The sequence below is a fragment of the Mycobacterium kiyosense genome (assembly GCA_021654635.1).
Taxonomy (GTDB): domain Bacteria; phylum Actinomycetota; class Actinomycetes; order Mycobacteriales; family Mycobacteriaceae; genus Mycobacterium; species Mycobacterium kiyosense.
In genome coordinates, this window is sequence record AP025179.1 from 2,809,936 (window position 1) to 2,829,770 (window position 19,835).

General features: G+C 65.7%; 24 protein-coding genes and 1 pseudogene. 20 read left to right on the forward strand and 5 right to left on the reverse strand.

The annotated features are described in order from the left end of the window. Positions 1-55 precede the first annotated feature (55 nt). From L6444_RS13265 to L6444_RS13320, 12 genes are all read left to right on the forward strand, one after another. Positions 56-1,384, forward strand: a complete 1,329-nt coding sequence (locus L6444_RS13265) for an ABC transporter substrate-binding protein (protein WP_236983198.1) — start codon at positions 56-58, stop codon at positions 1,382-1,384. Continuing rightward, positions 1,381-2,325, forward strand: a complete 945-nt coding sequence (locus tag L6444_RS13270) for a carbohydrate ABC transporter permease (RefSeq protein ID WP_236983199.1) — start codon at positions 1,381-1,383, stop codon at positions 2,323-2,325. The genes L6444_RS13265 and L6444_RS13270 overlap by 4 nt, the downstream gene beginning before the upstream one ends. Further along, the gene (locus tag L6444_RS13275; protein WP_236983200.1) at positions 2,312-3,154 is read left to right on the forward strand and encodes a carbohydrate ABC transporter permease; all 843 of its coding nucleotides are present in this window, start codon (positions 2,312-2,314) and stop codon (positions 3,152-3,154) included. The genes L6444_RS13270 and L6444_RS13275 overlap by 14 nt, the downstream gene beginning before the upstream one ends. A gap of 5 nt (positions 3,155-3,159) precedes the next feature. After that, a complete protein-coding gene (locus L6444_RS13280) occupies positions 3,160-4,230 on the forward strand; it encodes an ABC transporter ATP-binding protein (protein ID WP_236983201.1) in 1,071 nt (356 codons plus the stop codon). Positions 4,231-4,312: 82 nt separating this feature from the next. Further along, positions 4,313-5,140, forward strand: coding sequence for a DUF3097 domain-containing protein (locus L6444_RS13285; protein ID WP_236984105.1), 828 nt, complete (start codon positions 4,313-4,315; stop codon positions 5,138-5,140). 127 nt (positions 5,141-5,267) lie between these two features. Further along, positions 5,268-5,792: an OsmC family protein gene (locus L6444_RS13290; RefSeq protein WP_236983203.1), complete on the forward strand. Its 525-nt coding sequence runs from the start codon at positions 5,268-5,270 to the stop codon at positions 5,790-5,792. Positions 5,793-5,801: 9 nt separating this feature from the next. Then, positions 5,802-6,869, forward strand: coding sequence for an acyl-CoA dehydrogenase family protein (locus L6444_RS13295; protein ID WP_236983204.1), 1,068 nt, complete (start codon positions 5,802-5,804; stop codon positions 6,867-6,869). Positions 6,870-6,888: 19 nt separating this feature from the next. After that, on the forward strand, positions 6,889-7,506 hold the full coding sequence (locus L6444_RS13300) for an RNA polymerase sigma factor (protein ID WP_236983205.1): 618 nt from the start codon (positions 6,889-6,891) through the stop codon (positions 7,504-7,506). Then, positions 7,503-7,772 carry a hypothetical protein gene (locus L6444_RS13305; protein ID WP_236983206.1) on the forward strand — a complete coding sequence of 90 codons (270 nt, stop codon included), beginning with the start codon at positions 7,503-7,505 and terminating at the stop codon, positions 7,770-7,772. The genes L6444_RS13300 and L6444_RS13305 overlap by 4 nt, the downstream gene beginning before the upstream one ends. 117 nt (positions 7,773-7,889) lie before the next feature. Continuing rightward, positions 7,890-8,765, forward strand: a complete 876-nt coding sequence (locus L6444_RS13310) for a universal stress protein (protein WP_370653179.1) — start codon at positions 7,890-7,892, stop codon at positions 8,763-8,765. A 153-nt stretch (positions 8,766-8,918) separates the two neighbouring features. After that, complete coding sequence (locus L6444_RS13315; RefSeq protein ID WP_236983213.1) at positions 8,919-9,815, forward strand: universal stress protein; 897 nt, start codon at positions 8,919-8,921, stop codon at positions 9,813-9,815. 85 nt (positions 9,816-9,900) lie between these two features. After that, complete coding sequence (locus tag L6444_RS13320; RefSeq protein WP_180913813.1) at positions 9,901-10,089, forward strand: hypothetical protein; 189 nt, start codon at positions 9,901-9,903, stop codon at positions 10,087-10,089. 2 nt (positions 10,090-10,091) lie between these two features. On the opposite strand, the gene L6444_RS13325 is transcribed toward L6444_RS13320, so the two are convergent. Both L6444_RS13325 and L6444_RS13330 read right to left on the reverse strand, forming a co-directional pair. After that, positions 10,092-10,763: a PAS and ANTAR domain-containing protein gene (locus L6444_RS13325; protein WP_236983215.1), complete on the reverse strand. Its 672-nt coding sequence runs from the start codon at positions 10,761-10,763 to the stop codon at positions 10,092-10,094. 125 nt (positions 10,764-10,888) lie between these two features. Beyond that, complete coding sequence (locus L6444_RS13330) at positions 10,889-11,338, reverse strand: Hsp20/alpha crystallin family protein (protein WP_236984107.1); 450 nt, start codon at positions 11,336-11,338, stop codon at positions 10,889-10,891. A 142-nt stretch (positions 11,339-11,480) separates the two neighbouring features. On the opposite strand from L6444_RS13330, the gene L6444_RS13335 reads away from it, so the two are divergent. Further along, the gene (locus tag L6444_RS13335) at positions 11,481-11,855 is read left to right on the forward strand and encodes a MerR family transcriptional regulator (RefSeq protein ID WP_236983217.1); all 375 of its coding nucleotides are present in this window, start codon (positions 11,481-11,483) and stop codon (positions 11,853-11,855) included. A gap of 55 nt (positions 11,856-11,910) precedes the next feature. Here L6444_RS13335 and L6444_RS13340 read toward each other — a convergent pair whose 3' ends face one another. Then, positions 11,911-13,377: an aminotransferase class I/II-fold pyridoxal phosphate-dependent enzyme gene (locus L6444_RS13340; RefSeq protein WP_236983220.1), complete on the reverse strand. Its 1,467-nt coding sequence runs from the start codon at positions 13,375-13,377 to the stop codon at positions 11,911-11,913. Between the two features lie 52 nt (positions 13,378-13,429). Here L6444_RS13340 and L6444_RS13345 point away from each other — a divergent pair. The 5 genes and pseudogenes from L6444_RS13345 to L6444_RS13365 form a co-directional block, all read left to right on the forward strand. After that, positions 13,430-13,840, forward strand: a pseudogene (locus L6444_RS13345) (flavodoxin family protein); the annotation flags it as partial. A gap of 42 nt (positions 13,841-13,882) precedes the next feature. After that, positions 13,883-14,287 (forward strand): ChaB family protein, encoded by a 405-nt coding sequence (locus tag L6444_RS13350; protein ID WP_236983222.1) that lies wholly within the window; start codon positions 13,883-13,885, stop codon positions 14,285-14,287. Then, complete coding sequence (locus L6444_RS13355; protein WP_236983223.1) at positions 14,280-14,972, forward strand: UdgX family uracil-DNA binding protein; 693 nt, start codon at positions 14,280-14,282, stop codon at positions 14,970-14,972. Before L6444_RS13350 ends, L6444_RS13355 begins: the two co-directional genes overlap by 8 nt. Before the next feature lie 9 nt (positions 14,973-14,981). Then, positions 14,982-15,356 carry a hypothetical protein gene (locus tag L6444_RS13360; protein ID WP_236983225.1) on the forward strand — a complete coding sequence of 125 codons (375 nt, stop codon included), beginning with the start codon at positions 14,982-14,984 and terminating at the stop codon, positions 15,354-15,356. Positions 15,357-15,361: 5 nt separating this feature from the next. Continuing rightward, entirely contained in the window at positions 15,362-16,042 is a 681-nt protein-coding gene (locus tag L6444_RS13365) for an HAD family hydrolase (protein WP_236983227.1), read from the forward strand. A gap of 56 nt (positions 16,043-16,098) precedes the next feature. On the opposite strand, the gene mbp1 is transcribed toward L6444_RS13365, so the two are convergent. Both mbp1 and L6444_RS13375 read right to left on the reverse strand, forming a co-directional pair. Beyond that, complete coding sequence (gene mbp1 / locus L6444_RS13370; RefSeq protein ID WP_236983229.1) at positions 16,099-16,332, reverse strand: microaggregate-binding protein 1; 234 nt, start codon at positions 16,330-16,332, stop codon at positions 16,099-16,101. A 171-nt stretch (positions 16,333-16,503) separates the two neighbouring features. Beyond that, complete coding sequence (locus L6444_RS13375; RefSeq protein ID WP_236983231.1) at positions 16,504-18,297, reverse strand: thiamine pyrophosphate-requiring protein; 1,794 nt, start codon at positions 18,295-18,297, stop codon at positions 16,504-16,506. Positions 18,298-18,428: 131 nt separating this feature from the next. Between L6444_RS13375 and L6444_RS13380 the strand changes: the two genes are divergently transcribed. Further along, a complete protein-coding gene (locus L6444_RS13380) occupies positions 18,429-18,593 on the forward strand; it encodes a DUF3349 domain-containing protein (protein WP_236983233.1) in 165 nt (54 codons plus the stop codon). A gap of 401 nt (positions 18,594-18,994) precedes the next feature. Next, complete coding sequence (locus tag L6444_RS13385) at positions 18,995-19,819, forward strand: alpha/beta fold hydrolase (RefSeq protein ID WP_236983235.1); 825 nt, start codon at positions 18,995-18,997, stop codon at positions 19,817-19,819. Positions 19,820-19,835 lie beyond the last annotated feature (16 nt).

The window sequence follows — 19,835 nt, forward strand, 5'->3', positions numbered from 1 at the left end:
GACATCACACGCCGCCGATCGGGGTGGACCGCGGCGGGCTGGGACCGGGAGCAACATGTTCGACGAGCCGCTCGGGCGACGCGGCCTGATGAAGGCCGCGGGCGCGGTCGCGGTTACCGCGCTGGCGCCGTGGTCTGTCGGGTGTGCCGCCGACGAGGACGCGCTGACCTTCTTCTTCGCCGCGAACCCCGACGAGATCCGTCCCCGGATGCGGGTGGTCAACGAATTCCAGCGCCGCCACCCCGACATCAAGGTGCGAGCCCTGTTGTCGGGACCTGGCGTCATGCAACAGTTGTCGACTTTCTGCGCCGGCGGCAGATGCCCCGACGTGTTGATGACCTGGGAGCTGACCTACGCCGAACTGGCCGACCGCGGCGCGCTGCTGGACCTGAACACGCTGCTGGCCCGCGACCCGGTGTTCGCCGGGCAACTGAAGTCGGACAGCATCGCCCCGCTGTATGAAACGTTCAGCTACCCGGCCGGACCCACCGGCGGTCAGTACGCCCTTCCGGAGCAATGGTCGGGAAACTACCTGTACTACAACAAGGCGATGTTCACCGCCGCCGGTGTGCGCCCACCACCCCGCAGCTGGCAGCAGGCTTGGAGCTTCGACGAATTCCTGGACGCGGCGCAGGCGCTGACCCGACGGGATTCCACCGGCCGGGTGACGCAGTGGGGTTTCGTCAACGCGTGGGTCTCGTTCTACGCCGCCGGCCTGTTCGCCATTAACAACGGCGTGCCATGGTCACACCCACTGAAGAACCCGACTCACCTGAACTTCGACGACGAGGCCTTCCTGGAAGCCGTCCAGTTCTATGCCGGCCTGATCAACAAACACCGGGTTTCGCCCAGTGCCTCCGACCAGCAGTCGATGTCGAACGCCGATCTGTTCTCGGCGGGCCGGGCCGCGATCGCGCTGGCCGGGCACTGGCGTTACCCGACCTTCGACCGTGCCCCCGGCCTGGACTTCGACGTGGCGCCGCTGCCGGTGGGACCGCGCGCGGCGGCGGCCCGGTCAAACATCGGCGTCACCGGCCTTGCCATCGCGGCGACCAGCCGACGCCGGGAACAAGCTTGGGAATTCGTCAAATTCGCCTGCGGACCGCTCGGGCAGGCGCTGATCGGCGAATCCGGGCTTTTCGTTCCGGTGTTGCGCTCGGCGATCCACTCCGACGGGTTCGCCGCTGCGCACCGGCGGATCGCCAACCTCGCCGTGCTCACCGAAGGCCCGTCGGTCTCGGCGGGATTGCCGATCACCCCGGCCTGGGAGAAGATCGCGGCGCTGATGGACCGAAACTTCGGACCGGTGCTGCGTGGTTCGCGGCCCGCGACTTCCCTGACCGGGCTGTCCCAGGCCGTCGACGAGGTGTTGCGAAACCCATGAGTGCCACCGACGCGCCGCAGAACGCCGTGCGCTCCACGAAACGGACGGCGCCGCGCCGACGGGCGTGGGCCGGTCGCCTCTTCGTCGCGCCCAATCTCGCCGGGGTCATCGTGTTCATGCTGTTCCCACTGGGCTTTTCGCTGTACATGAGCGTGCAGCGGTGGGACATGTTCACTCCGGCCAAGTTCGTCGGCGGGGCCAACTTTCGGCAGCTGTTCACTTCGGATCCGCTGTTCGTGATCGCCGTGCGCAACACCGTCATCTATACCCTGGGCACCGTGCTGCCCACCGTCGCGATCAGCCTTGTCGTCGCCGGCTTGCTGAATCGGAAGATCAAGGGAATCGGCATCTTTCGCACCATCGTCTTCCTCCCGCTAGCCATCTCCTCGGTGGTGATGGCCGTGGTGTGGCAGTTCGTCTTCAACACCGACAACGGGCTGCTCAACATCATGCTCGGCTGGATCGGCATCGGCCCGATTCCGTGGCTGGTCGAACCGCGCTGGTCGATGGTCTCGCTGTGTCTGGTCAGCGTGTGGCGCAGCGTTCCGTTCGCCACGGTGATCCTGCTGGCAGCGATGCAGGGTATTCCGGAAACGGTGTACGAGGCCGCCAAAATCGATGGTGCGGGCGAGATTCGGCAGTTCGCGTCCATCACGGTGCCGCTGATCCGCGGCGCGCTGTCATTTGTCGTGGTCATCTCGATCATCCACGCTTTCCAGTCGTTCGACCTCGTCTACGTGCTCAACGGGCCCAACGGCGGGCCCGAGGCCGGGACCTATGTGCTCGGCATCATGCTGTTTCAGCACGCGTTCTCGTTCCTGGAATTCGGTTACGCCTCCGCGCTGGCCTGGGTGGTTTTCGCCATCTTGCTGGTGTTGACGGTGGTTCAGCTGCGAATCGCGCGTCGACGGACCTGGGAGGCTGCGAATGGTCTGGGCTGAGCGGCCGCTGCTGCGCAACGTCCTTCGTGCCGCCACCCTGTATGCCGCGCTGATCTTCGTCGCCTGGTGCGCGTTGTCGCCGATCCTGTGGGCGCTGTCTGGATCGCTGAAGAACGAGGCGGAGATCAGCGAGCCGAAACTGCTTCCGTCCAGCCCGCAGTGGTCCAACTACACCGAGGTGTTCGGGCTGATGCCGTTCTGGCGGATGTTCTTCAACACCGTGCTGTACGCCGGCTGCGTCACCGCCGGGCAGGTGTTCTTCTGCTCGCTGGCCGGATATGCCTTCGCACGGCTGGACTTTCGCGGCCGCGACACCCTGTTCCTGCTGTACCTGGGCACCTTGATGGTGCCGTTGACGGTGACGGTGATTCCGCAGTTCATCCTGATGCGGGCCGCCGGTTGGGTCGACACGCCGTGGGCGATGATCGTGCCGGGCTTGTTCGGCAGTGCGTTCGGCACGTATCTCATGCGGCAGTTCTTTCGCACGCTGCCCACCGACCTGGAGGAGGCGGCGATACTGGACGGCTGTTCCTCGTGGCAGATCTATTGGCGCATACTGCTTCCGCATGCCCGGCCCGCGGTGCTGGTGCTGGCGGTGTTGACCTGGGTCAGCGTGTGGAACGACTTCCTCTGGCCGCTGCTGATGATCCAGCGCAACAGCCTGGCCACCCTGACCCTCGGCCTGGTTCGGCTGCGGGGCGAATACGTGGCACGCTGGCCGGTGCTGATGGCGACCTCGATGCTGATCCTGTTGCCCTTGGTGATCATCTACGCGCTCGCTCAACGCTCCTTCGTCCGCGGCATCGCGATGACCGGGCTGGGCGGATAAAGGCAATGGCCTCGGTGAGTTTCGAGCAGGCGACACGCTGTTATGCCGGCGCGGACCGGCCGGCGCTGGATCGGTTGGACCTCGACGTCGGCGACGGCGAATTCGTCGTGTTGGTGGGTCCGTCGGGGTGCGGCAAGACGACGTCGCTGCGCATGGTCGCCGGCCTGGAAACCCTGGACTCCGGCCGCATCCGGATCGGTGATCGCGACGTCACCACCGTCGACCCCAAGCATCGCGACGTCGCCATGGTGTTTCAGAACTATGCGCTGTACCCGCACATGACAGTGGCGCAGAACATGGGCTTCGCGCTGAAGGTGGCCAAGGTCGCCAAGCCCGAGATCCGGGAGCGGATACTGGCTGCGGCGAGAATGCTCGACCTGGAACCATACCTGGACCGCAAACCCAAGGATCTCTCCGGAGGGCAGCGGCAGCGGGTGGCGATGGGCCGCGCGATCGTGCGCCGCCCGCAGGTGTTCCTGATGGACGAGCCCTTGTCCAACCTGGACGCCAAGCTGCGGGTGCAGACCCGCAACCAGATCGCCGCCCTGCAGCGCCAACTCGGCACCACTACGGTGTACGTCACCCACGATCAGGTCGAGGCGATGACGATGGGGGATCGGGTGGCGGTGTTGTGCGACGGTGTGCTGCAGCAATACGCAGCGCCGCGTGAGTTGTACCGCAACCCCGCCAATGTGTTCGTCGCCGGGTTCATCGGGTCGCCGGCAATGAACCTGTTCACCCTGCCGATCGTCGATTCCGCAGTCTCACTGGGGGATTGGGTCATATCGTTACCTCGTGAGATAGCCGACGGCGGGTCCGAGATCGTCGTCGGGATCCGCCCGGAGCACTTCCAGCTGGGCAGCGTCGGCGTCGAGATGGAGGTCGACGTGGTGGAGGAGTTGGGTGCCGACGCTTACCTGTACGGACGAATCACCGGGTCGGACAAGGTGATTGGCAAGCCGGTCATCGCGCGCGCCGACGGCCACGACCCGCCGGGCAAGGGCAGCCGGGTGCGCCTGCACCCGCAACCCGGGCGCCTGCACTTCTTCGGCCCCGACGGACTGCGACAACAATAGGACACTCGCGGAGAGTGAATCGGGCGACGCCCGCACGGCGTGTCCCGTCGTGAAAATCACGATCGGCAAGAACGATGGCCCGGTGATGGATCGCTATGGAACCGATGTGCTGGCCGGCGCGGGACGCCGCAAACCCCGCTCGGTCGAGCACCCCGTCGAACTCGGCATGGTCGTCGAGGACGCCCAGACCGGCTACGTCGGCGCCGTGGTCCGCGTCGAACACGGCTGCGTCGACCTCGAAGACCGCCGCGGCAAGACCCGCAACTTCCCATTGGGACCCGGATTCCTGTTGGAGGGCCGGCCGGTGATCCTGACCGCGCCGCGCCGCGCAGCACCGGCTGCGGCGGCGCGAACCGCGTCCGGCTCGGTGGCGGTGTCGGGTCAGCGTGCCCGAGTCGCCCGTGCCAGCCGGATCTACGTGGAGGGCCGGCACGACGCCGAACTGGTCGCCCAGGTCTGGGGCGAAGACCTCAAGATCGAGGGAGTGGTGGTCGAATACCTGGGCGGCGTCGACGACCTGGTCGGCATCGTCGAGCAGTTCCGGCCCGGTCCGGGCTGTCGGCTCGGTGTCCTCGTCGACCATCTCGTCGCCGGATCGAAAGAGTCGAAGATCGCCGACGCGGTCCGAAACGGGCCCGGCGGTGCCGACACGCTGGTGGTCGGACACCCCTACGTGGACATCTGGCAGGCCGTCAAACCCGATCGGCTCGGGCTGAAGGCGTGGCCGACGGTGCCCCGACACATCGAATGGAAGCACGGCGTCTGCCGGGCGCTGGGCTGGCCGCACCAAACGCAGGCCGACATCGCCCGGGCGTGGCAGCGCATCCGATCCACCGTCCGCGACTGGAACGACCTCGAGCCTGCACTGATCGGCCGGGTCGAGGAGCTCATCGATTTCGTGACGCAATGACGCCCTGGTCGCCCCCGTCTTAACCTGGTCGATTCCGTCGGGCCTGTGGCATAGGTCACCGTCACGTTTCCGGGTGCCTGCGGCACTAACTCCGTGACCACCCGCCCGGAGAAATCGGAGGAAGCCCATGACCAACGCGCTTGTCATCGACGCTGCAGGACTCGACCGCCTTTCGTGCAACGCCAAGGCCGACCCGAGCACCGGCAAGAAGACCCTGAAAGCCAGGACGGTCTGCGAGTCCGGCTTCCGCAACATGACCTACGTGCGGGATCTGGCGCCGATGCTGGTCGGCGAGCCGCCCGCGCTGCTCGGTGACGACTCGGCCCCCAACCCTTCCGAGACGTGCCTGGCAGCACTCGGCTCGTGCATCTCGGTGGGCCTGCTGGCCAACGCCACGCACCGCGGCGTGACGCTGACCAAGATCGAGGTGGAGATGGAGGGGGACATCGACATCTCGGCCGTGTGGGGCGTCGGCGACACCCCCGACGGCAAGGTGCTCGGTTTCACCGCGGTTCGCTGCACCGTGCGGCTGGCCGGAGACGCCGACGACGCCACGTTGCAGGAAATCCACGACAATGCCATCGCCTGGTCGCCCGTCGTCAATACATTCAGGCGGCCCGTAACTGTCGACTCCGCCCTTTCCGTCGGCTAGGCAGTCAGGGTGACCACGACGATTGCTATTGCGACCGACCTGCTCGACCCGGAAATCCTGGCCGACATCCGTGCCCATGCGGGACCCCTGGACCGAGGGGAACACACCACTCGGCGCAGCTTCGCGCGACTGGGCGGCGCCGGGCTGCTGGGGCTGGGTGCGCCCGGCAACGCCGACGGCAGGCTGCCGCAGATGGCCGAGGTAATCCGGCAGATCTCCGCGGAGTGCATGAGCACCGGATTCTCGGTCTGGGCCAACCGCATGACAGTGGAGTATTTGCTCACTGCGGCAACACCATTCAGCGCTGCCGCGGTGCGCCCGCTGTTGGCCGGGGCGGCGCTGGGAGTCACCGGCATGGCGGCCGCCTTCAAGGAGTTGGCCGGCTGCGGCAGCCTGGAGCTCACCGCGACCGCGGCGCCCGGCGGCTACCGGATCAGTGGGCCGATCCGCTGGGCATCGAACCTGCACGACGATTCACTGCTGGTCACCGCGGCGCGCACGGACCGCGGCGACAAGGTGATCGTGGCGCTGCCGTTGAGCACCCCCGGGGTCGTGGTCGGCGAACATTTCACGCTGTTGGCGATGGACAGCACCGCCTCCTCGTATCTGAATCTGACCGACGCGTACGTCCCCGACGAACAGGTGCTGACGCACGACTTCGCCGGGTTCCTGGGCGGGGTGCGGCCCACCTTCCTGGTGCTGCAATCGGCAATGTGTCTGGGGCTGGCCAAAACAGCTGTGGCCCACGCCAGGCTCGCCCTGTCCGGAGTGAACGAAATCTTCGCCGACGAGGTCGACGTCGTCGCGGAGAAACTCGCCGCTGCGGAATCGACCCTGGCCGAATTCGCCGGTGCCGTCGGCGGACCGCGGCCGCCAAGCAAGAAGGAATTGCTCGCGTTGCGGCTCTCCGCGGCCGAAATCGCCAGTGCCAGTGCGGCTCTGGAAGTCCGAACGGCCGGCGGCAAGGGTTATGCCAGCAAGACCCCGGCCAGCCGGCGTTACCGCGAGGCCGCGTTCATCCCGGTGCAGTCGCCCTCCGAAGCCCAATTGCGTTGGGAACTGCGCGGATGCTCCTGAGCCGCCCAGCGGGTCGACGATGACTCCCGCGGCCGCTCCCTCCGAAAAGCTGGAACCCGATCGCGTGGTTGGCGGGATCCCGTTGGCTGTCCTGGTGCGCGACTACCACCGGCCGATGGTGAATTTTGCTTGCACGATGGTGGATTCGCCCGCGGTGGCGGAGGAGGCCGTACAGGAGGCGTGGGTGCAGGTGCTGAAATCCGCGGCGACCTTCGAGGGCCGTTCGTCCGTAGCTACCTGGTTGTTCGGCATCGTCAAGCACACCGCGTCCCGGCACCGCCGCCGCGAGACCCGGATCCGCGAGCACGAGGTGCTGAGCACCGAAGACACCGACCCACTTTCCGGGCGGATGCATCCCGCGGGCCACCCCGACGCCGGGCACTGGAGCGTGCCGCCGTCGCAGCGATTTCTTCCCGAAGACCAGACGGTGCAACGCGAACTCGTCGGGTTTGTCCGGGCGGCCCTCGACACGCTGCCGGTGCGGCAACGGCAGCTGATCATCCTGCGTGACCTCGTCGGCACGTCGTCGGAGGAGGCGGCCGAGATCCTGGAACTGTCCGCTGACGCGCAGCGCGCCCTGCTGTATCGGGCCCGCGGCAACCTGCGCAACGAATTGGAAAAGCGGTATCAACGATGACCGTGCCTGACCACACCGTCCCGGCGATCGACTGCGTGGAGTTCGTCCGGCTCGTCGACGACCTGGTCGACTCGGACCCGCAGCGCTGGGGTGCGATCGTGGCCCGTCATCTCGAGGAATGCCCGCCGTGCCTGGTCTATCTGCAGCAGATGCTCGACCTCAAGGTCCTGCTCAGCCACGTCTTCGACGGCCAGAAACTCAGCGACGCGCAGATCTCGGGGGTGCTCGACACGATCACCACCCTGCGAGACCGCGCGGCGGAATGACGACCCGGCCTCGAATGCCCGCGAATATCGAAAACCATTGTGCTGCAAGGAAAGTCACCACAGCTGTCTAACTGAGGCCAAAAGGGCCCTGCCGGAGTGCACCCGGCGTCTCGTAGTATCGGGGTCGTGGCGAAATACGGGATCCTGGTGGCGGTCGACGGTTCGGCCGAATCCGACGCAGCCGTCGTCTGGGCGGCCCGAGAGGCCGCCTCGCGCCACGTGCGCCTTACCTTGCTGCACGCGGTCACTCCGGTGGTCGTGGGCTGGCCGGTGGGTCAGCTGTACACCGAAATGCCGGAGTGGCAGCAGGACAACGCCGACCACGTCGTCACGCATGCCCGCCACACCGTGGCCGAGAGCGGCGCCACACCGGCTGACGTACACGTCGAGATGCCTTATGCCAACGCGGTTCCCGCCCTGATCGAGGCGTCCAAGCATGCCGAGATGGTGGTGGTAGGAAACCAGGGGATCGGTGCGCTGGGGCGCATGTTGCTGGGCTCGGTCAGCTCCGCGCTGATTCAGCATGCGCACTGTCCCGTCGCGGTGATTCGGGGTGGTGAGGGCGCGGTGATTCCCGACCCCGCCGCACCCGTGCTGGTGGGCATCGACGGGTCACCGGCGTCGGAGGCCGCGACGGCCCTGGCGTTCGAGGAGGCCTCCCGACGCGGTGTCGGCCTGGTCGCATTGCACGCCTGGAGCGATGTCGGGGTTTTCCCGGCGCTGGGCATGGACTGGCACGACCGCGAAAACGAGGGCCAGGAGGTTCTCGCCGAGCGGCTGGCGGGCTGGCAGGAGCAGTACCCGGACGTTCAGGTGCAGCGGTCGCTGGTCTGCGACACCCCGGCGAAATGGCTGCTGGAAGCCGCCGAGCAGGCACAGCTCATTGTGGTGGGGACTCGCGGCCGGGGCGGATTCCCGGGCTTGCTGCTTGGTTCGGTGAGCTCTGCGGTGGTCCACGCGGCAACTATCCCGGTGATCGTGGTCGGCTCGTAAGTTCGGGTCTTTGGTCCCCGCCATCGGGGGCCTTGGACCGGCGCGGGTACTGACCAGGGCTGAATACCGTGACACTATGGCCTAGGTGATCGGCAAGCAATGCCCGAGCGTCGCGCTGCCGGCCGATACCAGGTAACGGAAGGGGACGACGAAATGACCTCAGCGGCAACCGGAAGCGATAAGAAGTACGGTGTCGTCGTGGCCGCCGACGGCTCGCCCGCGGCCAAGGCCGCCGTCGTGTGGGCCGCCCGGGACGCGGCATTGCGTAACTCTCCGCTGACTGTGGTGCACGTGGTGAACACCGACGTGGCCACCTGGCCGCCGATGCCCTACCCGGACACTTGGACGGCCTGGCAGGAAGATGGCGGACGCAAGATCCTCGCCGAAGCCATCCAGGTCGCCGAGGAGGCTGTTCCGCACGATCGCAGCCTGACCATCAAGAGCGAGTTGGTGTTCGCCACCCCGATCTCCACCATGCTCGAAATGTCAAAGGACGCAGATATTTTGGTGGTGGGCTCGTCCGGCCGCGGAGCGGTGGCCCGGGTGTTGCTGGGCTCGGTCAGTTCCAGCGTGGTGCGGCATGCGCACTGTCCGGTCGCCGTCATCCACGACGAAGACCCTTTGATGCCCAACCCGCAGGGGGCGCCGGTGCTGGTCGGCATCGACGGTTCACCGGCTTCGGAGGCCGCCACCGCGGTTGCTTTCGACCAGGCGTCGCGGCGCGGCGTCGAGCTGATTGCGCTGCACGCGTGGAGTGACCGAGAGGTCGTCGAACTGCCCGGACTGGACTGGTCGAAGGTCAAGGCCGAGGCCGAACTCAGTCTCGCCGAGCGGCTGGCCGGCTGGCAGGAGCGCTACCCCGACGTCACAGTGTGTCGCGTCGTCGTGTGCGACCGTCCAGCGCGCCAGCTCATCACCCGGTCGGAATCGGCTCAGCTGGTGGTCGTGGGTAGCCATGGGCGGGGTGCGGTGAGCGGGGCTTTGCTGGGTTCGGTGAGCAATGCCGTGGTGCACTCGGCGCGCATGCCCGTGATCGTCGCACGCGGATAACGCGCGGTTACCGGGGTCGAGATGCGATTCCGGGTTGAGTTGCGATTCCGGATTGAGATGCGATGAAGTGGGAAACCACTGTCGCATGGCTGAATTCAGAGTTATCGACCCACACGGCGAAGTCGTCGCGACCAAAGACATCGAGAGCGCAGACGACGCCCACGCCTGGTTTGTCGACTCGGTGGCCGACAATTCCGAGCTGGGTTGGCGGCTGGAAGTCAACCACGACGGCGAATGGTCGTTCTTCGACGACACCGAGGGCGCCTCGGAGTGAGGTCAGTCTCGGCTGACCCGGGTGTGCGCGGTCAGTAACAGCTGGTCGAAGGTCGATCGCAGCGTGATGCACTCGCGCGCTCCGCGGAAATCGGCGACAATTTGTTCCGCCAATGGCCGCAGTTTGACGTTCGAGTCCTGCGACAGCCACTTCAGCAGGTCGAACGCGGTATCCTCGCCGATGTCGTAGACGAGCATCAACATGCCCTTGGCCTGTTCGATGCCGGCACGGTTCTCGGCGATTTCCGCCAGCTTCGCCGTGACGAGGTCTTGCTGGGCAGTGTCGGTGGGCGGAGCCACATCGACGAAGAAACCGTGCGTACCGATCACGTTGCCGTCGTCGTCGAAGAGTTGATCGCCGACTACCACGACGTGGTGTACGTTGCCGGCGGTATCGAGGATGCGATGACGGGTACTGAACGCCCTGCGGGTGCGCAGCATCTCATCCAGCATGGCCGCGACCCGGTCGCGGTCTTCTGGATGTTTGTGCGAGAGCAGCAGTTCGGTCGTCGGATTGATTTCGCCGGGAGCATAGCCGTGCATCTGGTGGAGTTGTCGCGACCATTCCCAGCGCCGGTCGGCGAAGTAGAACCGGAACGAACCGACCCGCTGCGGGGAGTCTCCGGCCAGTGCCTGTTGCACGGCGGCCGATTGGTCGTCGAGATCTCGCTTCATTGCTGACCCCGCCTCCTCGAATCCGTTGCAGCGACGCCGGAATCGGTCGTAGAACGCCGGACTACCGGTATGGGCGGCGGTCGCGGTTTGGTGCTGCCGCGGCCGCCGCCCATATCCTCGGTTGATCAAGCGTCTATGACCTGGCGCTTCACCTCCTTCTCGTCGACGGCGTGATGTCCGTTGGAACGGTTCACGGAAATCTTGCGCGGCTTGGCCTTTTCGGCAACCGGGATGCGTAGGCGCAGCACGCCCTCGTCGTAGCTGGCTTCGATCTTTTCGGTGTCGAGGTTTTCGCCGAGGACGAGCTGGCGACTGAACACCCCGCGGGGGCGCTCGGCGGCGAGCATCTCACGGTCGGGGTCGACGCCTCGGCGTTCGGCGCGCACCGTCACGACATTGCGTTCGATGTCGATGTCCAGTGAGTCGGCGTCGATGCCGGGCAGGTCGAACTCGACCACGAATTCTTCGCCTTCACGCCATGCGTCCATCGGCATCACTGCTGGTCGAGCGGCTGTTCCCAGCGCCTGCTGGGTGAAGCGGTCCAGTTCGCGGAACGGGTCGGAGCGCATCAGCATGGCGGTCACCTCTTACTCCAATCTGCGATCTAAGTGAGAGACTTATCTGTCTCTAGCAACATAGATTTTATATAGCACTCTCGATAGTTCAAGGCAAGTGTGGTAAATAGGTTTTGTGTTCGAGCGGCCAAGGGGGTAATAGATGGCGGAACGTTCTGGCGACAACGGGGGCCCGGCACCGGATCATGGGGTGTACGGAATATCCGTTGCGGCAGAACTATCGGGCGTCGCCGTGCAGTCGCTACGCCTCTACGAACGCCACGGTTTGTTGACCCCGGCGCGCAGTACCGGCGGAACGCGGCGCTACAGCGCCGACGATCTGGCCCGCCTGCAGCGCATCAGTGCACTGATCGATGCCGGCGTCAACCTGGCTGGAATCGCGCGCATCCTGAACCTCGAAGACGACAATGCCGAACTGACGGCGGCCAACAGTAACCTGCTGTCGGCGAACCGCTCGCTGCGGAGTGCGGCGAAAAGCGCCGAGGCGAAGCAGTCCGCCGAGCGGCCCGCCACCTGAGGAATTCACCAGGTCGGACCGAGTTGACGGCGAAATACCTTGTACTGCAATGAATCTAGCTTTGTGCGACTACGCGGAAGTGGTGGGCGCTCGGGTCGGCAGGATCAGGAAGCGTCATGCCTGCTGCGACCCCGGAGCGCAGGTAATCGATCACGGCTTCGTCGAGACGCTCGCCGGGGACCACAGCCGGGATACCGGGTGGGTAAGGGGTGATCTGCTCGGCGGCGACGCGGCCGGCGGCCTTGTCGGCTCGGACCATTTCGGTGGGACCGAAGAAGGCGTCGCGGGGTAGCTGTACGGTCTCGAGTTGCAGCTCCGCTGGGGAAGGCAATCGGAGCGACGGCGGCCGCTGGAAGTCGTCAGCCGCCTTACGCCATCGGGTCATCGCGGTAAGCAGGCGATCGGCGGTCTGCTTGTCGTCGGCGAACGACAAGGTGGCCAGCACGCGCCGGTGATCGCTCAGCCCGAGGTCGATCCGGCAATTCTCTCGCAGCCAGTCCGACGCCTGGTATCCACTGGTTTCCGTCGCGGAGATGTCCATCAATACCTGGGTGGTGTCGAGGTCTCGGGATGCCTCCTCGCCCAGCAGTTCGTCACGCAGGACGACGACGCCCGGTATCTCGGCCAGTCGGTCGCGCAGGTGCCTGGCCAGCTCCAGCTCCGCGGACAGCAGCTCGTAGCCGCGCTCCACCATCTGGCGCCGCCAACCGTCAAGTGCCGCATACACCATCACGTTCGGGCTGGTCGTCATCAGCAGGTCCGCGCACGACGACAGCCGGTCGGGATCCACCAGGTCTCCTTGCAGGTGGAACACCGATCCCTGCTCAAAACCCGCGCCCATCTTGTGCACGCTCACGACGCAGACGTCCGCTCCCGCATCCATCGCCCAGGTGGGCAGGTCGTCATGGAACGGCAGGTGTGCGCCCCAGGCCTCGTCGACGATCAGCGGCTTGTTTCGTTCATGGCAGACCTCGGCAATTCCCGCGATGTCCGCGCAGGTGCCATATGGGCTGGGGCTGACGATCAGCGCTCCGGCGGCGTCCGGGTGATCCTCCCAGGCTTGTCGCACTTGCTGGGGGGAAGGGGGATGCGAGAAGTGCCGCTCACTGTCCCATCGTGGCGTGATCCACCGCGGCACCACGCCGGAGAAGATCAACCCCGCCACGATCGACTTATGGCTGTCGCGCGCAACGAGCAAACCGCCGTCTGCACCGCCGGCGACGGCCAGCATCGCCGCTTTCACCGAAAGTGAGCTGCCACAGGTAGAGAAGAACGCGGACTCGGCCCCGACCGCGTCAGCCATCAATTCTTCTGCCCGAGCGAGAAACTTCCCCCGGGACAACCGGTCGTCTAGGCCACTGGTTGCCAGAACGTCGTCCCGGAACGGATCTCTGCCCAACACCGCCAGCACGCGGGGGTCAGCGCCCGCGCCCTGGCGGTGGCCGGGCGGGGTGAAGCCGTAGCGTCCTTTTCGGTGGTAATCGAGCAGCGCATCCAGCAGCGGTGCCTGGGACTGATCCATGGCACTCGGTTACCCGGGTTTACCGAACGATATGCCGGGTATGAGGCGACCTATGGTCGACCAGTCGCAGGTTGCGCTGCGCGCCGTCGGATTGGTGTGCAGTCTCAAACCCAGCCCCGCTCGCTCGAGCAGCACGCTGATCGCCGAGCATGTCGCCGCCGAACTTCAAAAAGCCGGCGCCGAGACCGAATTGCTGCGCTGCGTCGACTACAACATCCTGCCCGGCGTCGAGGCCGATATGGGTCCCGGCGACGAATGGCCGGAGGTCCGGGAGAAGCTGCTGGAAGCCGAAGTCGTGTTGCTCAGCACGCCGGTGTGGTTGGGACACCCGGCCAGCGTGACCCAGCGGGTGCTCGAGCGCCTCGACGCCGAGTTGTCCAACAAAGACGACCACGGGACACCGGCGATGGTCGGCAAGGTTGCGATCGTCAGTGTGGTCGGCAACGAGGACGGCGCCCACAAATACCCACCGTATTCCGATGATTCGCAAAGTTGAGGTGCTGCCATGCCCAAGACAACCAAGAGCGGCGCGGCGAAGAAAGATGAACTGCCCGGCACGCTGAAACGTTCCAGCGCAAAGGCGCAACGCACCTTCGCCAAGGCGCACGACGCAGCCGCCGAGCAGTACGGCAGTGAAGAACGTGCGCACCGCGTCGCCTATGCCGCTGTCAAGCACAGCTACGAGAAGGTGGGCGACCATTGGGAAGCCAAGGAGGAGAAAGGCCCGTCCGACGAGCGCGCCGAGCGTGGCGGGCTCGACAATCCGGTTCCCTCCGAGGAGGGCGTCGACGCCAACGCCAGCAAGAAACACCTGCTCGACCTGGCCCGCCGCCTCGATGTGCGCGGTCGGTCCACGATGACGAAAGCCGAACTCGTCGAGGCCATCAAGAAACAGAATCGGCGTGCCTAAAAGCGTTGACAGCCAAGAACTTTCGGGGGCGCAGCAATACCTGCCCCCGCGCCTGGATCTGACGTCGCTGCAGCGGGCGGCAAGCGGTTGCCGCGGCTGCACCCTTTACCAGGACGCCACGTCGACGGTTTTCGGCCGCGGCGACACCGGTGCGCCGCTGATGCTGGTGGGCGAGCAACCGGGGGATCAGGAGGATCAGGCTGGACAGCCGTTCGTTGGTCCCGCCGGCCGGTTACTGCAGCGGGCGCTGGCAGAAGCCGAGGTCGATGCGAAGATGACCTACCAGACCAACGCGGTGAAGCATTTCAGATTCAAAAGGGTCGGCAAGCGGCGGATCCACGAAAAACCTGGCCGTACCGAGGTAGTCGCTTGCCGGCCGTGGTTGATCGCCGAAATCGAGGTCGTGCGTCCACATGTGGTGCTGTGTCTGGGCGCCACCGCCGCCCAGTCGTTGTTGGGCAGCACGTTTCGGGTCACCGCTCATCGGGGCGAAGTATTGCCGTTGCCGGGGGCCCTGCACTTACAGCTTCAGCCTGAGCCGGTGCTGATGGCGACGGTGCACCCTTCGGCTCTGTTGCGCGACCGAAGTGAGCACCGGCAAGAGAACTACCAGTCGTTCGTCGAGGATTTGCGACGCGCGTTCGCTGCGGGAGGGCGGATGTTTCAGGGCGCACATCATGGGTAGCCGAATCAGATGAGTCTGCGCAACGACCAAACTACCGAGGTAATCCGCGACGAAGCGGTTCAACCGTCACACGATCGCGGGCGCACGCGCCGTGGCGTCGTCAACTGGGTGCTGGCATTGCTCACGATTCCCGCGGCTGCCCTCATCATGATCTTTGCCGTCGGTGCGGCGATGAGCATGGCCGCCTGCAGCACCACGCAGTGCCCGAACACCGGACCAGGCGGGCTGCTGTACGGCTTGTTGTTCTACGGTGCACCGGTGGTGGCCGCGGTGACCGTCCTGGCCTCGTTCGTCACCGCCTTCCGGCGACGCGGCTTCGTCGTCCCGCTAGCGGGCCTTGCGCTGTTGCTCGTCGACTTCGCGGCGATCGCCATCCTGTTCTGATTCCATTGACTACCAACAACTTCAGATCCGCGGTGTTGTTCGACATCGACGGCACTCTGGTGGACTCGAACTACCTACACATCGATGCATGGCAGCGCGCGTTCGCCGAAGTCGGCATCGACGTCGAGGCTTGGCGTATTCACCGCGGCATCGGGATGGACGGCTCCACCCTGGTGAAGAGCTTGTCCGGCGACGCACCCGAGGAAACGCAGAAACGCCTCAAAGACCTGCACTCGCAGCACTATCAAGAGGTTGCGGGACTGCTGCAGCCACTACCCGGCGCGCGTGAACTGTTGCAGCACGTGGCCGACATGGGTCTGGGTGTGGTGCTGGCCACCTCAGCACCCGAGGGCGAATTGGCTATGCTCCGAAAGGTTCTGGACTGCGACCACTTGGTGGCCGCAGTCACCTCTTCAGACGACGTCGACACCGCCAAGCCGCGGCCCGACATCATTCGTGTGGCTTTGGAGCGGGTCGGGGTCACCGCTGAGCAAGCGGTATTCGTCGGTGACGCCATCTGGGATGCCGAGGCGTGCGCACGCGCCGACGTCGCGTGCATCGGGGTGCTCAGCGGCGGAGTCTCCCGTGACGAACTGACAGACGCCGGCGCCGTGCAGGTATTCGAGAACGCGGGCGATCTGCTCAGGCACATCGGTGACACGCCGATCGCTCAGCTGAGCAAATAACCCCGAACAAGCGAATGGGCCCAATCCCGTTGGATTGGGCCCATTCTCGCGTCCGACTACTGGTTGGCCTTCTGACGCTGCTCGGCGGCTTCGGCGCCACCACGAGCGGCTTCTGCCTCGGCTTCCTTCTTAGCAGCGTCACGCTGCGCGTCGGCCTTGTCCTGCTGGGCCTGGCCCTCGCGCTTGACGTCGTCACGGCCGGTCACGGCACCGATGACTTCCTTGGCCTTGCCCTTGACACCTTCGACGACGCCCTCGACGCCTTCCTGGGGGCCACTCTTCTCGCCCATAAGTCCTCCTGCATGCTTGCTCGCTGACATGGCGACTTCACGCTGTTGCTCTTGCTCGTCCGCGCTCAGCCAACAAAGGCAGACCCGGCGCGTTCTGCTACACGCCTGATCCATTTTCCCTTGCGCCGACAGGGTTTCCGAAGGACACGTCGCTCAAACCTGTGTGTTGAGTCACCGTGACTCGCGGTGCGGGAGAAACTCCTGCGCTTTGATCTTCACGCCCTCCTTGAGGATGCCGAACGCGTTCTCGTCACCCCGCAGCACGGCGCCGGCGGCGTTCTTCATCTGCTCGAAGGTGGCGTGTGGCGGCACCGGAGGAACATCGGGATCGCAATGCACGTCCAGCACGGTCGGCCGGTCCGCCTGCAGCGCGCGCTCCCAGGCCGGTGCGATCAGATCGGGGTCGGTCACGGTGGCATGGCCCAGGCCCAGCGTGCCGGCGAACCCGGCGTAGTCGACGTCGGGAAGTGTCTGTGATTCCGGGAATTTCGGCGCTCCACCCATCGCCCGCATCTCCCAGGTCACCTGGTTGAGGTCGTTGTTGTGCAGCACCGCGATGACCAGCCGGGGGTCGGTCCACTGCTGCCAGTAGTGGGCGATAGTGATCAGCTCGGCCAGCCCGTTCATCTGCATCGCGCCGTCGCCGGCGAAGGCGATGACCGGCCGGTCCGGTTGGGCGAACTTGGCGCCGATGGCGTAGGGGACGGCCGGCCCCATGGTGGCCAGCGTGCCGGACAGCGAACCGCGAATGTTTCCGCGGAATTTCAGTTGCCGCGCATACCAATTCGCGGCGGATCCGGAGTCCGCGGTGACGATCGTGTTATCCGGCAGCCGTGGCGAGAGCTCGGCGAACAACCGCATCGGATTGATCGGATCGGCGGACACCTCGGCTTCCATCGCCATGGTTTCCCACCACCGTGCCACATTGCGTTCGATGGTGTCGCGCCACGACCGGTCGGATTTGCGTTGCAGTAGCGGCAATAAGGCGCGCACGGTGGCGCCGGCGTCGCCGACCAGGTTGACCTCGTTGGGGTAGCGCATCCCGATCAGCGTGGGATCGATGTCGATCTGGACTCCGCGGGCATTGCCGTAGGGCGGCAGGAATTGTGAGTAGGGGAAGCTGGAGCCGATGGTCAGCAGGGTGTCGCAGTCGCGCATCATCTCGTAGCTGGGCCGGGTCCCCAAGAGTCCGATCGACCCGGTGACCCAAGGCAATTCGTCGGACAGCACATCCTTGCCCAGCAGCGCCTTGGCGACGCCGGCGCCCAGCGTGTCGGCGAGTTCGGTGATCTCTGCACTGGCGCCGCGCGCGCCACTGCCGACCAGCATGGCGACCCGCTCACCGGCATTGAGCACGTCGGCGGCCTGCCGCAGGCCGTCGGGCGACGGCTCGACCACCGGGTGCTCGTATCCGAGACTGGATGGCACCATCTTGAATTCGTGCGCCGGCGCCGAGTATTTCAGCTCTTGGACATCGGCAGGTACGACGACGGCGGTCGGCGCCCGTCGGGTCAGGGCGGTTCGGATGGCGCGGTCCAGCACATTGGGCAACTGTTCGGGCACGGTGACCATCTGGATGTAGTCGCTGGCGACGTCTTTGAACAGGCTCAACAGGTCGACCTCCTGCTGATATGCGCCGCCTATTGCGCTGCGATCGGTCTGCCCGAGTATCGCCAGCACCGGGACGTGGTCGAGTTTGGCGTCGTAAAGGCCGTTGAGCAGGTGAATCGCCCCTGGGCCGGAGGTTGCCGCGCACACCCCCAGCCGGCCCGAGAATTTCGCGTAACCGACCGCCTCGAAGGCGGCCATCTCCTCGTGCCGGGGCTGGATGAAAGTCGGTGTGTTGCCGGCGCGGCCCCACGCCGCGAGCAGACCGTTGATGCCGTCGCCGGGGTAGGCGAAGACCGTGTCGACGCCCCAGTCGCGTAACCGTTGCAGCAGAAAATCGCCGACCTGTGTCGCCATCGCGCAACCCTCCTTCGGTGCGTTTCGCCTGTCTCGGTCGCGGTTACCCGTTTGCCAGCGATGTAGACCTGCGTGTTTCACCGTGGTGCGAAATGGGAATCCGCTCCCGTCGAGCGACAGGAGGTGAGGAAATGTCCGTGAGGTCAGTAGGTGGCGCCATCACCAGAGTGGTTGGTTTCCTGCGTGCCGGTTACCCGCAGGGTTTGCCGGCGCCCGACACCTTCCCGGTTCTGGCGGTCTTGCCGCGCCGTCCTGCCCCGCCGGCACACAGCGCCGGCGTCGGCACCCGCGCTTGACAGTGAATTCCGCCCCAGACGCCTAGCGCCCTCAGGCGCCGCGGACCACGCGCAGCCGATGCCGGGTGTCGGTGGACCATAGGGTCGCGCAGCTCGGGCACTGCAGATTCAGCCGCGTCGCGCGGTTGCTGAGCAGGTACTGCCAGTGGGCCCCGCAGTTGCGGCTGCTGTCGCATTCGGTACATGCGTTGCCCCAGTTGCAATTTGGGCACGGCAGCCAAGCCCGCCGGGCAGGGTCGGCGTGCGGGTCGATGGGCAGCACAGGCACGAAGTTCAGCCTCTCTCAGCGGATTAAGTTAGGCTAGCCTACCCAAATTCAGTACGCAACCCGGCGCTGGCCACCCTGATACGAGCCGTGGAATAGTGCGGGCAGCAACTTCGCGCGTTCGAAAGGGTCGGGCATGCCCACAATCACCACCAGCGACGGCGTCGAGATCTACTTCAAGGATTGGGGCTCAGGTCAGCCCATCGTATTCAGCCACGGGTGGCCGCTGTCCGCGGACGACTGGGACGCCCAGCTGCTCTTTTTCCTTGCGCACGGCTACCGGGTGATCGCCCACGACCGGCGCGGCCACGGCCGCTCCGCGCAGGTCGCCGACGGACACGACATGGATCACTACGCCGACGACCTGGCCGCCGTGGTGGAGCACCTGGATCTGCGGGACGCCGTACACATCGGTCATTCCACCGGCGGTGGGGAAGTGGCCCACTATCTGGCTCGGCACGGCGAGACCCGCGCCGCGAAAGCCGTGCTGATCAGCGCTGTTCCGCCGCTGATGGTCAAGACCGCGGCCAACCCACTCGGCCTGCCCAAAGAAGTCTTCGACGACCTACAGGCCCAACTGGCCGCCAACCGCTCCGAGTTCTACCGCGCGCTGCCCTCCGGCCCCTTCTACGGGTTCAACCGGCCCGGCGTCGAATCCTCGGAAGCCGCCATCGCCAACTGGTGGCGGCAGGGAATGATGGGCAGCGCCAAGGCGCACTACGAGGGCATCGTCGCCTTCTCCCAGACGGACTTCACCGAAGACCTGTTGAAGATCGGCGTGCCGGTGCTGGTCATGCACAGCACGGACGATCAGATCGTGCCCTACCAGGCCGCTGGGCCGAGGTCGGCGGAATTGTTGCGCAACGGCGTATTGAAGACTTATCAGGACTTTCCGCACGGCATGATCACCACGCAAGCCGACGTGATCAACTCCGACGTGCTGGAATTTCTGCGAAGCTGAATCCCCCTGTGCGCCA

Bases quoted from the DNA above. Each gene is read 5' to 3' on its own strand.
- L6444_RS13300 (WP_236983205.1), top strand. From the start codon at position 6,889: ATGACTCCCGCGGCCGCTCCCTCCGAAAAGCTGGAACCCGATCGCGTG.
- L6444_RS13275 (WP_236983200.1), top strand. From the start codon at position 2,312: ATGGTCTGGGCTGAGCGGCCGCTGCTGCGCAACGTCCTTCGTGCCGCC.
- L6444_RS13335 (WP_236983217.1), top strand. From the start codon at position 11,481: ATGGCGGAACGTTCTGGCGACAACGGGGGCCCGGCACCGGATCATGGG.
- L6444_RS13380 (WP_236983233.1), top strand. From the start codon at position 18,429: ATGTCCGTGAGGTCAGTAGGTGGCGCCATCACCAGAGTGGTTGGTTTC.
- L6444_RS13280 (WP_236983201.1), top strand. From the start codon at position 3,160: ATGGCCTCGGTGAGTTTCGAGCAGGCGACACGCTGTTATGCCGGCGCG.
- L6444_RS13320 (WP_180913813.1), top strand. From the start codon at position 9,901: ATGGCTGAATTCAGAGTTATCGACCCACACGGCGAAGTCGTCGCGACC.
- L6444_RS13265 (WP_236983198.1), top strand. From the start codon at position 56: ATGTTCGACGAGCCGCTCGGGCGACGCGGCCTGATGAAGGCCGCGGGC.
- L6444_RS13330 (WP_236984107.1), bottom strand. From the start codon at position 11,338: ATGCTGATGCGCTCCGACCCGTTCCGCGAACTGGACCGCTTCACCCAG.
- mbp1 (WP_236983229.1), bottom strand. From the start codon at position 16,332: ATGGGCGAGAAGAGTGGCCCCCAGGAAGGCGTCGAGGGCGTCGTCGAA.
- L6444_RS13305 (WP_236983206.1), top strand. From the start codon at position 7,503: ATGACCGTGCCTGACCACACCGTCCCGGCGATCGACTGCGTGGAGTTC.
- L6444_RS13385 (WP_236983235.1), top strand. From the start codon at position 18,995: ATGCCCACAATCACCACCAGCGACGGCGTCGAGATCTACTTCAAGGAT.
- L6444_RS13290 (WP_236983203.1), top strand. From the start codon at position 5,268: ATGACCAACGCGCTTGTCATCGACGCTGCAGGACTCGACCGCCTTTCG.
- L6444_RS13375 (WP_236983231.1), bottom strand. From the start codon at position 18,297: ATGGCGACACAGGTCGGCGATTTTCTGCTGCAACGGTTACGCGACTGG.
- L6444_RS13360 (WP_236983225.1), top strand. From the start codon at position 14,982: ATGAGTCTGCGCAACGACCAAACTACCGAGGTAATCCGCGACGAAGCG.
- L6444_RS13315 (WP_236983213.1), top strand. From the start codon at position 8,919: ATGACCTCAGCGGCAACCGGAAGCGATAAGAAGTACGGTGTCGTCGTG.
- L6444_RS13270 (WP_236983199.1), top strand. From the start codon at position 1,381: ATGAGTGCCACCGACGCGCCGCAGAACGCCGTGCGCTCCACGAAACGG.
- L6444_RS13340 (WP_236983220.1), bottom strand. From the start codon at position 13,377: ATGGATCAGTCCCAGGCACCGCTGCTGGATGCGCTGCTCGATTACCAC.
- L6444_RS13350 (WP_236983222.1), top strand. From the start codon at position 13,883: ATGCCCAAGACAACCAAGAGCGGCGCGGCGAAGAAAGATGAACTGCCC.
- L6444_RS13325 (WP_236983215.1), bottom strand. From the start codon at position 10,763: ATGAAGCGAGATCTCGACGACCAATCGGCCGCCGTGCAACAGGCACTG.